At 43.4% G+C, this 12,961-nt stretch carries 14 protein-coding genes; 11 read left to right on the top strand and 3 right to left on the bottom strand.

Annotation, left to right across the window (positions count from 1 at the left end):
* Positions 1-65 precede the first annotated feature (65 nt).
* The 8 genes from MusilaSJ_RS22465 to MusilaSJ_RS22430 all read left to right on the top strand — a co-directional run bounded on the left by MusilaSJ_RS22465 (position 66) and on the right by MusilaSJ_RS22430 (position 7,280).
* Positions 66-428 (top strand): hypothetical protein, encoded by a 363-nt coding sequence (locus MusilaSJ_RS22465; RefSeq protein ID WP_274987020.1) that lies wholly within the window; start codon positions 66-68, stop codon positions 426-428.
* A gap of 106 nt (positions 429-534) precedes the next feature.
* Positions 535-897, top strand: a complete 363-nt coding sequence (locus MusilaSJ_RS22460; RefSeq protein WP_274987019.1) for a hypothetical protein — start codon at positions 535-537, stop codon at positions 895-897.
* 384 nt (positions 898-1,281) lie between these two features.
* Entirely contained in the window at positions 1,282-1,641 is a 360-nt protein-coding gene (locus tag MusilaSJ_RS22455; protein ID WP_274987018.1) for a hypothetical protein, read from the top strand.
* Positions 1,642-1,801: 160 nt separating this feature from the next.
* Positions 1,802-2,173 (top strand): hypothetical protein, encoded by a 372-nt coding sequence (locus MusilaSJ_RS22450; protein WP_090528324.1) that lies wholly within the window; start codon positions 1,802-1,804, stop codon positions 2,171-2,173.
* A gap of 362 nt (positions 2,174-2,535) precedes the next feature.
* Positions 2,536-4,893 carry a TonB-dependent receptor gene (locus tag MusilaSJ_RS22445; RefSeq protein WP_274987017.1) on the top strand — a complete coding sequence of 786 codons (2,358 nt, stop codon included), beginning with the start codon at positions 2,536-2,538 and terminating at the stop codon, positions 4,891-4,893.
* Between the two features lie 3 nt (positions 4,894-4,896).
* Positions 4,897-6,345, top strand: a complete 1,449-nt coding sequence (locus MusilaSJ_RS22440) for a PepSY-associated transmembrane domain-containing protein (protein WP_274987016.1) — start codon at positions 4,897-4,899, stop codon at positions 6,343-6,345.
* Between the two features lie 3 nt (positions 6,346-6,348).
* Positions 6,349-6,570, top strand: coding sequence for a heavy metal-binding domain-containing protein (locus MusilaSJ_RS22435; protein ID WP_274987015.1), 222 nt, complete (start codon positions 6,349-6,351; stop codon positions 6,568-6,570).
* A 416-nt stretch (positions 6,571-6,986) separates the two neighbouring features.
* Positions 6,987-7,280, top strand: coding sequence for a hypothetical protein (locus MusilaSJ_RS22430; RefSeq protein WP_274987014.1), 294 nt, complete (start codon positions 6,987-6,989; stop codon positions 7,278-7,280).
* Positions 7,281-7,293: 13 nt separating this feature from the next.
* Here MusilaSJ_RS22430 and MusilaSJ_RS22425 read toward each other — a convergent pair whose 3' ends face one another.
* Both MusilaSJ_RS22425 and budA read right to left on the bottom strand, forming a co-directional pair.
* Complete coding sequence (locus tag MusilaSJ_RS22425; protein WP_274987013.1) at positions 7,294-8,532, bottom strand: DUF3179 domain-containing (seleno)protein; 1,239 nt, start codon at positions 8,530-8,532, stop codon at positions 7,294-7,296.
* Positions 8,533-8,658: 126 nt separating this feature from the next.
* A complete protein-coding gene (gene budA, locus MusilaSJ_RS22420) occupies positions 8,659-9,417 on the bottom strand; it encodes an acetolactate decarboxylase (RefSeq protein ID WP_274987012.1) in 759 nt (252 codons plus the stop codon).
* A 173-nt stretch (positions 9,418-9,590) separates the two neighbouring features.
* On the opposite strand from budA, the gene MusilaSJ_RS22415 reads away from it, so the two are divergent.
* From MusilaSJ_RS22415 to MusilaSJ_RS22405, 3 genes are all read left to right on the top strand, one after another.
* On the top strand, positions 9,591-10,301 hold the full coding sequence (locus MusilaSJ_RS22415) for a DsbA family oxidoreductase (RefSeq protein WP_274987011.1): 711 nt from the start codon (positions 9,591-9,593) through the stop codon (positions 10,299-10,301).
* Positions 10,302-10,421: 120 nt separating this feature from the next.
* Positions 10,422-11,114 (top strand): hypothetical protein, encoded by a 693-nt coding sequence (locus MusilaSJ_RS22410; RefSeq protein WP_274987010.1) that lies wholly within the window; start codon positions 10,422-10,424, stop codon positions 11,112-11,114.
* A 198-nt stretch (positions 11,115-11,312) separates the two neighbouring features.
* Complete coding sequence (locus MusilaSJ_RS22405; RefSeq protein ID WP_274987009.1) at positions 11,313-12,551, top strand: MFS transporter; 1,239 nt, start codon at positions 11,313-11,315, stop codon at positions 12,549-12,551.
* On the opposite strand, the gene MusilaSJ_RS22400 is transcribed toward MusilaSJ_RS22405, so the two are convergent.
* Positions 12,514-12,801 carry a hypothetical protein gene (locus MusilaSJ_RS22400; protein WP_090528351.1) on the bottom strand — a complete coding sequence of 96 codons (288 nt, stop codon included), beginning with the start codon at positions 12,799-12,801 and terminating at the stop codon, positions 12,514-12,516. The two genes, MusilaSJ_RS22405 and MusilaSJ_RS22400, sit on opposite strands and share 38 nt — an antisense overlap.
* Between the last annotated feature and the right edge of the window lie 160 nt (positions 12,802-12,961).

The raw sequence follows: 12,961 nt of genomic DNA, 5'->3' as shown, positions 1-12,961 counted from the left end.
ATTTAATGTACAGTTTACGTTTTGGTTTAATATCGATTATACATTTACCGGTGAAAACAACAGCTATGAAAAAGACTTTTTTAACCTTAGCCCTTGTAACAGTTTGCTTTGCGGCCTGCTTTGCAGCCATTGCCGGAATTGCCGGAAAGTGGGAAGGCAAGCTCGAAACAGAAACAGGTGAGGTTTACCCCTTACTTTATAATTTTCAGATTGACGGCGATAAGCTAACCGGTACTGCCAAAACCCCCAAAGGTGATATGCCGATTGAAGATGGTAAAATAACCGGTAGCGATTTTAAATTTACCGTAAGTATCGAAGATATCCACATTGCCCATACAGGTAAATTCTATGGCGATTCGGTTGGTGTTGATATTGAAGCCAACGGCTCAAAAGTACATAGTACTTTAAAAAGAGCTCAACAACCTTAATTTTCCTGATTTAAGGATTACATGATATTTAATCGCATAAAATATCATGTAATCATTTCATCCTCTAAATCAAGGTTCTTATATTTATAAACCAAATCCACATTTTATGAAAAAGATTTTTACAACTACTTTATTGGTAAGCTGCTTTATGATATGTCTTGCAGCTATAGCTGATCTTAACGGCAAATGGGCAGGCAAACTGGTTACAAGCGACGGCCAGGAATACCCACTGCTTTATAATTTTAAGGTTGATGGCGATAAACTGACCGGTACAGCCTTAACCCCCGAAGGCGATGTTGATATTAAAGAAGGCAAAACAAACGGTACCGATTTTTCATTTACAGTAGCAACCAGCGGTATCGTGATTCCGCATACAGGTAAATTCATGGGCGATTCGGTTAGCGTTGAGCTGGATATCAATGGCTCAAAAAGCAACTCGGTATTGAAAAGACCAGTTGATAAGAAATAACCTTACTTGATAACAAGATAATCATGCTGAACTTGTTTCAGCACCCCACTTGCTAAGCGACCTTGCATGGTCTACCTGCCTCATGGGATCCTGAAACAAGTTACTCATGACAACTTAAAACGGGTGTCATGCTGAGCCCGTCGAAGCATAGTGGGCAGGGCCTCTGCGCGCGAGTCTTCGACGGGCTCAGACTAACAGTCCCTCTTTTGTCATTTCCCCTTCACAGGCCTCCGGATTTAAACGCTCAGGATGACATTTTCTAAAATAAAAAAGCAAAAACCTTACCCACCAGTAAGGTTTTTCTTTTTTATTAAACTTAAAGGTAATAAAATTGTATATAGTTTAAATTACGGCATATAGGTATCTGCTTAAACTATATCAACAATGAAAAAAGAGTTCCTGGTGATCAGTGCGTTTGTTATTATTACCGCTTTCAGTTTTATTTCGATGGCCGATATTAACGGCAAATGGATAGGTTCGTTAAAGCTTCCGGGCGATGATCATTTTCCCTTAAGCTACACTTTTAAGGTAGACAGCGGTAAACTTACAGGTACAGCCCACGCTCCGCAAGGGGATGTAGCTATTACCGACGGCATGATCAATGGTGATAATTTTTCGTTCAGTATCCCGGTACCGGGAGGCAGTTCGCCCCATACGGGTAAAGTTTATGCAGATTCCATCGGTATGGACCTGGTTTACAAAGGCCAGCACCTGCATGCTACGTTGAAAAGAGAGAAGTCTTAAGTCGTAAGTCGAAAGTTCTAAGTCTTTAGTCGGATTATGCTTTTAGATTTTTGAACTTTAACTTAAGACTTAAAAAAACTGAGACTTGCGACTTGGTACTTGCGACTTAAGACTTAGAACTAAAGTTGCTTATTAAACGCATAGGGCGTACCTTTGCGCCATGCTGCAACGTATTACAGCCTATTTACTCATCTTTTCGCTGATCACGGTCAACTTCTCGCGTTTTTTCATTTTCGCGGGTTTTGAGCTGAACAGGAATTACATTGCCACCAAGCTTTGCGAAAACAGGAACAGGCCCTGGCTGCATTGCGATGGCAAATGCTACTTCGCGAAAAAGATCAAACAGGCAGAGGACAAGCAGGCCAGCGATGAAAGGCAGTCGCAAAAGAGCCTCTTTCAGGAGGTTTATGTCATCAGCTCAACTGATGTTAAATTCCACTCCAGCCTGTTGCAGGTTATTTCAACCCCTTACACCCCCACCGTACCGGCCGATCGCCCGGCTACGATATTCCAGCCTCCGCAGTTAGGATAATCATTTCATTTTTATTGGTTTTTGATTGATGGTATGGGATAGCTATGTCAGTTGTATAACTACAACCATGTAATTACGTGCTAAACAACAATCAAAAGAAGGTTAAATGACATTGGGTGCGGAGGGATTGTCATCCTGAGCCTGTCGAAGGACGCGCGCAGAGGCCCACCCCCACCATGCTTCGACGAGCTCAGCATGACACCCGTTTTTAAGTACTTCGTTCCTCGGCATGACATACGTTTTTAGACCAATCATCGGCAAAAAGTAATGGCAGGCAGAAGCTACAATCCATTCCCGTCAATCAACCCACACCCTACTCTACCCATTTTTACACCGGGAGGTAACTCCTGTAATACTATATAATGAAACGATATTTAATCCTATTTATAACTTTTATACTCGTTAAAACCCTGGCCTTCGGCCAAACTACTATACAAGGCACCGTTACAGATGCCAATACCCATGAAGCCATCGCGGGTGCATCAATTTGCAATGCCGATGCTGCTACAGGTGCAAAGCTTGGCATGACTAACGCCAAAGGGCACTTTAGCATCAATGCACAAGACGTTAACCGGCTTAAATTTGCCATGGTTGGTTACAGCGCGCGCATTATTGAAGTATCTGCCATAAAAGGCCAAAAACTTGACGTTGCCTTAGAGCCTTCAACCGTGGACCTGCAACCTGTAGTGGTAACCGCCAGCCGCGAAGGCCAGGCCAGGCAGGACGCCCCCATCGCCATCAGTAAAATCAATTCTACCCAAATTAAGGATACCAAAGCCACCGCCCTTTATCAGTTGCTGAACAAGGTTGCAGGTGTTTACATGGTGAACCTGGGTAACGAACAGCATACCATGGCTATTCGTCAGCCTATAACTTATAACGCACTCTATTTGTATATGGAAGATGGCGTACCTATCCGCCCTACAGGCATCTTCAACCATAACTCGCTGTATGAGATCAACATGTCGGGTGTTAAGGATATCGAAGTGATCAAGGGGCCTGCATCATCGCTTTATGGCAGCAATTCAATCGGCGGCGCGGTTAACTTTATTACCCAGGGACCGCCTACAGGTTATGCAGGCAATGTTTCTGCTCAGGGCGATAACTACCATTATCGCCGCGTTGATGCCGATGGTGGTTTTACACAAGGCAAATTTGGTTTATACGTTGGCGGTTATATAGCCCACCAGGCAGATAGCTGGCAGGACTATTCTGATTTTGATAAGTACTCGGCCAATTTTAAAACTACCTATGATTTCAGTGCCAAAACAAAGCTTACCACTTCAGCCGCCTATAATTACCTCAACACTCAAACCCCGGGTAGTTTGGACAGCGCCCGGTTTTATGACCGCAGCTATGGCTCCAACCAGCGTTTCACCTATCGCAAGGTAAAATCGTTTCGTGCCGGCACCCGCCTGGATCATCAGTGGGATGACAAGAACAGCACTTTTGTAACGCTTTTTTTCCGCAATAACTCCACTGCGCAGCTGCCGAGTTATTTTATATCCGATGTTCGCGATGCCAATGGCGTTTACAAAAGCAGCAACGGCCAGGTAAACGATCAAAAATTCAACAGCTATGGCTTACTGGCACAACACCGGGTTGATTTTGATTTTCTGCATTCACGGTTGATAGGCGGAGTTTACATGGATAACAGTCCAAGCTCATACTATGCCCAATATCTTGATATCACCAAAGATGTAGCCAACAACTACTACACCGGTTTCAGTAATACAGGCAGGTACATTGATAATTACAAGATCAAGTTGTTCAACACAGCGGCTTATGTCCAGTATGAAGTCAAGCCTACGGAAGCATTAAGAATTGTAGGCGGTTTACGGTATGACAGGGTTCATTACAACTTTAATAATGAGATCCCCGCCGGGCAAACCAAATACAAACAACAGGAAACCAACAATTTCAATATCGTTGCCCCCAAACTTGGCCTTACCTATAACATGGGTAACAACAAAGGTTTTTATGCCAACTACAGCGTAGGTTTTCAACCGCCGGAAACCGGCGACTTGTACAGCTCACGTCAGCTTACCCAGCTTAAACAGGCCACTTTTGATAATTATGAAGCGGGTGGCTGGTTTTCGGCGTTTAACAAAAAGTTGTATTTTGAGTTGAGTGTATTCGACCTGGAAGGCCATAACGAAATCATTAACCAACTGCTGCCAGATAACACTACCCAGAACCAAAACGCAGGTGCAACACGTCACCGGGGGATTGAATACTCGCTTACTGTGGCCCCGGTTAAAGAGCTTACCTTCAGGTTTAGCGGTACCAATGCCAAACATACCTATATTGAGTACAGCGAGGTGACCACCAATTACACCACCGGTACCAACACCGTAACCAACTATGACGGCAAACGTATGAACAACGCGCCGGCCTGGGTTGCCAACTCCGAACTTACTTATAAGCCGCAATACCTGCCCGGCTTCAGGATAGCAACAGAGTGGCAGCACATCAATCAATACTACACCAACCCCGCCAATACCAAAACTTACTCAGGTTATGATATTTACAACCTGCGTTTGGGCTATGATATAAAAAGCAGCATATTAAAAGGCGCAGGCATCTGGTTCAATGTGCTCAACTTAACCAATAAGCTTTATGCAACTACGGTAACCAGCAGCCAGTACGGCGATACTTATAATGCCGCGCCGCCACGTACTTACACCCTGGGCATCAGTTATTCATTTTCAAAATATTGATCAATGGCATCTGCAACAGTAAAAAGCAACTTTTATAAATGGCACCGGGTGCTGGGCTTAACAGCCCTCATCCCGGTGATCTTCTGGACACTGAGCGGGCTTTCACACCCGTTCATGTCAAACTGGTTCAGGCCATCAATTGCGGAGGAAGTGTTTAAACCGCTACCTCAAAGCCGGATGAAACCGGTACTCAGCATCCAGCAGGTACTGGATAAAAATAATATCTCCGTTATCCGGAACTTCGGACTGGTTAACTTTAATCACAACACCTATTACCAGGTGCTGGATAAAGATAGCGTGTACAATTACTACTCGGCCAATGATGGGGTATTGTTAAAAAATGGGGATAAGCTATATGCCACTTATCTGGCCCGCTATTTTACGCAGGATTCGACATCTAACATTAAAAAGATCGATCTCCAAACAACATTTGATGGGCAATACCAGCCCATCAATCACCTTTTGCCTGTTTGGAAGATCAGCTTTGACCGTCCCGATGGTATGGACATTTATATCGAAACCGGTCAGAGCCGCATGGGTACATTTAACAACAATACCCGCAAGGCTTTCCTTTGGCTGTTTGAACAATTCCATACCTGGCAGTTTTTGGCTGATATCGGCGGCGATACTTTCCGCAATGTAGTATTGCTCATCATCATGGTGGTAATGCTGTTCGCCCTCATCAGCGGCTTAACTATTTATGGTTTAATGTGGAAAAAGTTTAAATCCGTAACCCAAAAGCGAAAAAAAAATGGCGGTGAGGACACGCGCATCGTTCATCGCTATCACCGGCAGATAGGGCTTATTGTTTCCTTTGTGATGTTCACTTTCGTAATCAGCGGCGCTTTTCACCTTGCCGTAAAACTGCACAATACCGAAATACCAAAGCCTGATTATGGGCAGGTGATCACAAGGAAACGACTGGCTATCTCCAATCTTCAGCTTCCTGTTGCCGATAGTCTCATCAAGAGGATGGCCGTGGTCAGCTTTAATGGCAACAGCTATTACCAGGTAACTGATAATAAAAAACAGATCTCCTACTTCAACACGTTAACCGGCAAAGAACAAATTAATGGAGATGAGGATTATGCCCGTTTTTTAAGTGCCTATTACCATACCCACCAGGATCCTGACAAATTTTATGGCAGGGTAAAAGTTAACCAGGTAAAGCAGTTTGATAACGAGTACGGTTTCATCAACAAACGCCTGCCGGTTGAACGGGTAAACTACGCCGACGGCAGCAATTGGTATATTGAAACTACCTCATCAAAACTGGCTGCAAAAGTTGCAGGAATTGACAGGGCCGAAGGGCTTTCTTTTATATTTTTACACAAGTATTTCGGCATGACCTGGGCGGGTAAGGATATCCGCGACATAGTGAGTATGCTGGCCGCTTTAGGTGTGCTGGTAGTATCGTTGTTCGGGTTGGCCTCATTCATCAAAAACAAATAATCAATGAAAAAAAGCTTTATCATTTTAGCCTTAGCCGGCCTCGCCCTTGGCGCCTGCAACAGTGCGGTTAAAAGCACCGGCAAAACCGACAGCACCTCAACCGTAAAGAAAAAAGGCAAATACACCTGCACCATGCACCCCGATCTTACCTTTGATAAACCCGGCACCTGCCCTAAATGCGGTATGGCCCTGGTTGAAAGAGATACTACGGAGGATAAGAAATAGTAAAAGAAAAAATGTCATTGCGAGGAGCAGCATAGGTCAATGCAATGGGGCGACGCGGCAATCTTGTAGCTACACAGGCGGCTATGCATTAGCTGCGAGATTGCCACGCTTCGCTACCCATGACAACTTAAAACGGGTGTCATGCTGAGCCTGTCGAAGCATGGTGGGTAGGCCTCTTCGCGCGAGTCTTCGACAGGCTCAGACTGACAGGCTCTCTTTTGTCATTTCACCTTCAGAGGCCTCCGGATTTAAACACTCAATGACATATTTTTATTTTTTTCAGCTTGTACACACTGAAAACGTGCTCAATTTCTATCCGTAACAATTACAGCTTCCACCCGTCTCATACTTACAAACAATACAACTTATATCCTGTTATACCCCCTGTTACAAATAAATCACTAATTTTGGCGCTGATGAAAAAGGTGGAAGTATTAAAAATGATTGACCTGATTGAAGAGATCAAGAAACTTGATGATCTCATACAACAAAGCCGTAAGAAAAAAACTTCTGACTTTGTAATCAACCAGTACGAGGCGAAAAAACTTAAGCTCATTGGTTCAACCATCACTGAACTGGCTTCCGCTCCCATTCAATCCATCGAAAGTTACCAGCTCATTCAAAAGATCCTGAATAAGTATTACCCCAACATTTCTGAAGACGCTCTGCTTAATGACGATGACATCAGCAAAATAGCAACCGCTATTTAATTAAAGCCGCTTGTTAAAAAGGTGGGTAAATGGATGCCGTTTGCTCCAGCGATTCATCTCCTTTCCAAAACACGGTACCGGGATGAAAATGTTTCCATGAGTGCCAGTATTCCTGGTAGGCCTGAATTTTAGCAAGGCGCTGCCCTTTTTGCGTACCGGTTAAGCACAGGCCGTCCCAATCCCAAACCGAAGCGGTTTCCTCGTCGGTGAGCATGCCTTTATCATCCAGTTTAAAATGAAGGGTTTTACCGCTTACTGATGTATTCCAGGCATGATAGCTGAGGCTGTCTTTTTCAATGCCAATGAGCAGTGAACTTTTGTTCAACTCATCATTCAGCAGGCGTTTGGCGTACATATGGCGCCAGTCGTAAGCTTTGGCTTTGCCGTTTATGATCACACCAATTACCCAGCTTTTACGCATCAGGGAGTCTTTGTTTTTTATAGTGCTGTCACGGTCGATAGCCTGCACACGGTCGTAGTTTTTCAGGTCGGCATAATCTGCGGTGTATAGCCTGTCGGGTTGTAAAATGAGTGTTTCGGGATGTTTCTGTAACCAGGCCGCGAGGGTTAATTGTTCATAAGGCAGCTCGGTTAATTGTTTTCCTTTTAGCTCCCCAACAGCCGCGTTACCGGTGGCCTGGTACCACCAGGTTTTAGTGTTTTCATCTTCAATTATAGCGTTAAAGTGCCTTGCCCCCACCAGCCTGAAGTTTTGCCTTACACCGTTTATAACCGGACTGTAAACCCTGCCTGTACGGCACATGGTGCAATAGGTAACCAAAACGGGTTTATCGCCTACATCGTCCTGCAGCTTATGATGATAGCCCAGGTAGATGAGCGGATAAGCTTTGGCGACACCGTTGTTTACAACACCTACTACCAGGTAGCTTAACGGCACCCTGTTTTTTAATCCGTTGGCAAAAACAGCTTTTGTGGTTTCTTTAAACATGGTTTCGGCCTTATACATATAATCGGTTATGTAAAAGCTGCCTATACAAAGCACAAAAACAGCGGCTTTAACAGCCTTTTGTTTAAAGGTATTTTTAGCGTAGAATTTAAACAGGTACCAAACAATGAATAGCAAGCCAATCAAGCGCAGCGGCATGATCACCTTTTCGAGATAGTAACACAGGGTGATAGCATTCAAATCCTGGCTGCCGGGAAATGGCATTAACAGGTAAGCATGAATAAGACCAGGCACCACAAGTAAAATGATACCTATCCAGAATATTTTAGCACTGTTCCATCTCATGCTTATTCAATAAATCTTCAGCATTGCGCTGTTACCTCAATAAGTTTATAATTGGTTTATAATTTCCTAATTTATAAAAATTTACATATTACAAAAAATTATCGTCCAAATAAAAACGATCAGTCATTATTGCTTTTTTCCATTCTCAACGCTTTTGATCTCTTCTTTACGGTCTTTCTTAAAGTCAAAGCTGTTAAATTCCGGCGTTTGCGGCAGGTCAATGGTATAGCTTGTCAACGTTTCAACTTCAATGGTGATATCATCTGCAAGCAAATCAATGATATGGCCGCCACCGGTTTTATCATCAGATAAAAAATGAAAATGGTAGCCGCTGATATGAGCTCCTTCCATCAGTGCGGGGATCTTAAAACCTATGAGATCGCCTTTGATGTTCTTAAAATCAAAAAAATGTTGCCTGTCAAGCATCGCCGCCAAGGGCAAATAAGGTTTATCAACCGGCGGGAAAGCCCTTGTTTTAACCATACTAAAATTTCCTTTGATGTGGATAGCGTAGATCCCGTTCTGGTTGGTTAAGATACTGTCAAGGTAGCTAAACAGTGCCGACTTGGATAAAGGCTTATTATACTTATATGTTTTTTCGGCATGAAAAAAGCAAACCACAGCATAAGGGGTTTTGCCGGTATCGGCAAGTTGGGTTGTTTTACCCGTTGACTGAGTTTGATAAAGTTTGCCGTTAAACACCATGAGCTCACCATCAAGCTTGCCCGGGGCGCCCAAACCAAAATCGCCATGTTGCTTTAATTGTTTATATGGATAATAGGAATCATACAAGCCGCCGATAAAGCCTGCCGCGTAACCTGCGCTGAATAAATTTTTATCAGTTGTTTTTTGTTGTGCCGATGTTTTAAGGCTTGTAAAGATCATTAAGAGCAAAAAGCATCTCAGGCATAAATTCTTCATGAGGGGAACCTGTTTTTAAAGCAATAAAAGTAGTTCAAAAATCACTCTGGCATCTAACAAAGCCCGTTAAATTTTACTTTGCCCTTACGGGGATAAGAATTACAGGCCTTAAATTTGTTTAAACATTTAAAATAGAAATGATGAAAGTAGAAATATGGTCGGATGTGATGTGCCCGTTTTGTTATATAGGCAAACGCAGGTTTGAGGAAGCACTGACCGGCTTTGAAGACAAAGAACAGATTGAGATAGAATGGAAAAGCTTTCAGCTAAACCCCGATCTTAAAACCAACCCCAATATCAGCATTAACCAGTACCTGGCCGATATAAAAGGATGGACGCTTGACCATGCCGAACAGATGAACGATCATGTTACCCAAATGGCGGCACAGGCCGGCCTTACCTATAATTTCAGTAAATCGGTTGTGGCTAATAGTTTTAATGCGCACAGGTTGGCTCATCTGGCCAAAAAGCATGGATTGGGAGACGCTGCCGAAGAAGCTTTGTTCAGGGCATATTTTACCGAAGGCCGCAATATTGATGATACCGAAACCCTTATTGAAATGGGTAAGTCGATTGGCTTAAATACTGAAGAAATTAAACAAACGCTTGAAAGCGACACCTACGCCGACGAGGTAAAACACGATATTGCCGAAGCTCAATATTTAGGAGTGCGTGGTGTTCCGTTTTTTGTTATGAACCGCAAATATGCCGTATCAGGGGCACAGGAGGTGGCCGTATTTAAAGATACCCTTACAAAAGCATTTACCGGCTGGCAGGAAGAAAACCCCACACCAGCGTTTGATACAATCGAAGGCGAATCATGCAGCCTCGATGGCGACTGTAAATAATTGAAAAAATTGTAAACCTTTCTTAACATTATTTGTATCAAATAGTTTTTCTCCTACGTACAAAGAGCTAAAATACTTATATTTAAACCGTAAAACCATAAACTATCACTCTTTGTATATATGAAAAAAATTTACTGTAAAGTAATTACCCTTCTTTTAATAGCAGCTTCGGTAAGTAGCTGCAAACTTGACCCTCCTCTCGGCCCGGATAAAGAAACAAAAGCTATTGACGTTGTCCCTACTACAAATACAGGGACCGGGATTGGTACTGGGACGGGAACAGGTACAGGTACTGGTACTGGTACTGGTACTGGTACTGGTACTGGTACTGGTACAGGCACCGGAACAGGAACTGGAACGGGAACAGGAACCGGTACAGGTACGGGTACAGGTACAGGAACCGGGACGGGCACAGCTGACGACGGTTCTGATTACCCCGCTGCCGCACAGGGTACTATTTCGTATAAAGTTGATGGCGGTGCCACTGTTGTAAAAAATGGCCCTACTCTTATTTCACTCGATCCGAATATTCTTTCAGATAAAGGATCGACCATGGTATCGTATTTTAATATTAACAACACCTCAGATGTTTTTGATTTATCAGCCGGCACCCTTTCGGCAGGTACTTATGATATTTTAACTATGTCAGGTGAGATAGATGGAAACTTTGTGAGCGGAAAAGTTAAATTCACTACCTTGAATCATTCAAGTAATATGAAGGGAAATGCTATAGGTACTTTTAAGGCACAATTTAAAAACTTCAGTACCGGGACAACACATACCGTTGTAGGTTCATTTAATGTAAAAGGCTAACAGCCAGGTAAACAAAGATAATTAAGAAGCGGTCATTTTTAACCTTCCAGGAGGTAAGATGACCGCTTCTGCGTTTTAAACAGCTTTAATTCACCCAAAAGTAAAAAACGATTTAGCTATTAAAATTACAATTAATTGCCTTATATTTGTGCTCATAAATACATAGTGTCACTTTGACACTATGATAATATTTTTAACATGATCAACTTACCCGATTCAAAAGATACCATTAACAAACTAACGCTCCGCATTGCCGTGGGTGCTATGTTTTTTATGGCGGGATTAAGTTTCTCAAGCTGGGCATCGCGCATCGCTACTGTTCAGCAAAATTTAGGTTTATCTGATGCCGGTTTGGGCGCCGTGTTATTCGCCCTGCCTGTCGGCCTCATGTGTTCCCTGCCTTTTTCGGGCTGGATCATCACCAAAATAGGCAGTAAAAAACTCGTTATCGCCGCGCTATTGGTTTACGCTGCCGCATTGGTAAGTTTAGGCCTCGCACAAAATACGTTTCAGCTTATCATCTGCCTGCTATGCTTCGGCTTTGCAAGCAATTCTGTAAACATTGCGGTAAACACGCAGGCAGTAGCTACCGAGCAGCTTTACCAAAGACCAATTATGGCATTTTTTCATGGCTTATGGAGCCTGGCCGGTTTTGCCGGGGCGGGTATAGGCACGTTCATGATAGCCAACGGTGTTATCCCCTTTCATCATTTTTCGTTAATGCTGATCGTGATAGCGATTGGCGTGGCCGTAGCTGCCCGTTACCTGAAAGATGATAAAGTAACCGACTCCGGGCCTGTGTTTGTAATGCCCGATAAGTCGCTCATCAAATTAGGTATCATAGCCTTCTGTTCCATGATTTGCGAAGGCGCCATGTTCGACTGGAGCGTGATCTACTTCAAAAAAGTAGTACTGGCCCCCGAGGCGTTGGTTGGCATAGGCTTTACTACATTCATGTTCACCATGGCAGGCGGCCGTTTTGTGGCCGATTGGTTTGCTCACAAATTTGGCTTAAAACGCACTTTGCAGGTTAGCGGATCACTGACCGCGACAGGCCTGTTAATAGCGGTAGCTTTCCCTTATGTTTATACAGCCATGGCCGGTTTTTTACTGGTCGGTGCAGGTGTATCATCTGTAGTGCCAATGGTATACAGCGCTGCCGGTAAATCAAAAACCATGTCGCCGGGCGTTGCACTGGCGGCAGTATCAACTATTGGTTTTATGGGCTTTTTAGTCGGTCCGCCGGTTATCGGTTTTATAGCAGGAATTGCTACCCTGAGGGCCTCTTTTATCCTGATTGCCTGTATGGGAATTTCCGTAGTAGTGGTATCAACAATGGCCAAAATTGATTCGGACAATACCAAAGAGGAATTACCCAACGAAACAACAACCGTTGATTTTAGCCCTCCTGTTCCAAATCCGCAGCAGCAGGATTAAGCAGGTATTCAAACTGCTCGTACCCGTTGTGAAAAATAAACTTCAGCCTTTCCTTCGGTAAATTAATATCCAAAGCCATCAGCGCAAGTGTTTCGGGCAGGTTATCCCTAATCAGTTTAAGATCCGTAACATGCGGCATTTCCACAAAAATATCATCACCCTGCGGCTTGATCTCCCAACCATTTAAATGAGCGTTTTTCAATGTGCTTATCCATTTTTGCTGATAGTTATTCATAATATCCGGTTTCATTGATAAATGTTTTATGGCTGGGTTTTGTTTTATATAAAAGCTAAAAGCCGAATGCACAAAGCCTAAAGCTTAACATTTTGATTATTAGCACTATTTAAATCCTTAATGTGAAATCAATTATTAGATCTATATAAACGGACGTAATCGACAGGCGGGGAAA

The organism is Mucilaginibacter sp. SJ (assembly GCF_028993635.1).
Taxonomy (GTDB): domain Bacteria; phylum Bacteroidota; class Bacteroidia; order Sphingobacteriales; family Sphingobacteriaceae; genus Mucilaginibacter.
Note: the sequence above shows the minus strand (reverse complement) of the source record. Positions and strands in the feature narration are given on the sequence as shown.

Bases quoted from the DNA above. Each gene is read 5' to 3' on its own strand.
- MusilaSJ_RS22465 (WP_274987020.1), top strand. From the start codon at position 66: ATGAAAAAGACTTTTTTAACCTTAGCCCTTGTAACAGTTTGCTTTGCG.
- MusilaSJ_RS22460 (WP_274987019.1), top strand. From the start codon at position 535: ATGAAAAAGATTTTTACAACTACTTTATTGGTAAGCTGCTTTATGATA.
- MusilaSJ_RS22455 (WP_274987018.1), top strand. From the start codon at position 1,282: ATGAAAAAAGAGTTCCTGGTGATCAGTGCGTTTGTTATTATTACCGCT.
- MusilaSJ_RS22450 (WP_090528324.1), top strand. From the start codon at position 1,802: ATGCTGCAACGTATTACAGCCTATTTACTCATCTTTTCGCTGATCACG.
- MusilaSJ_RS22445 (WP_274987017.1), top strand. From the start codon at position 2,536: ATGAAACGATATTTAATCCTATTTATAACTTTTATACTCGTTAAAACC.
- MusilaSJ_RS22440 (WP_274987016.1), top strand. From the start codon at position 4,897: ATGGCATCTGCAACAGTAAAAAGCAACTTTTATAAATGGCACCGGGTG.
- MusilaSJ_RS22435 (WP_274987015.1), top strand. From the start codon at position 6,349: ATGAAAAAAAGCTTTATCATTTTAGCCTTAGCCGGCCTCGCCCTTGGC.
- MusilaSJ_RS22430 (WP_274987014.1), top strand. From the start codon at position 6,987: ATGAAAAAGGTGGAAGTATTAAAAATGATTGACCTGATTGAAGAGATC.
- MusilaSJ_RS22425 (WP_274987013.1), bottom strand. From the start codon at position 8,532: ATGAGATGGAACAGTGCTAAAATATTCTGGATAGGTATCATTTTACTT.
- budA (WP_274987012.1), bottom strand. From the start codon at position 9,417: ATGATCTTTACAAGCCTTAAAACATCGGCACAACAAAAAACAACTGAT.
- MusilaSJ_RS22415 (WP_274987011.1), top strand. From the start codon at position 9,591: ATGATGAAAGTAGAAATATGGTCGGATGTGATGTGCCCGTTTTGTTAT.
- MusilaSJ_RS22410 (WP_274987010.1), top strand. From the start codon at position 10,422: ATGAAAAAAATTTACTGTAAAGTAATTACCCTTCTTTTAATAGCAGCT.
- MusilaSJ_RS22405 (WP_274987009.1), top strand. From the start codon at position 11,313: ATGATCAACTTACCCGATTCAAAAGATACCATTAACAAACTAACGCTC.
- MusilaSJ_RS22400 (WP_090528351.1), bottom strand. From the start codon at position 12,801: ATGAAACCGGATATTATGAATAACTATCAGCAAAAATGGATAAGCACA.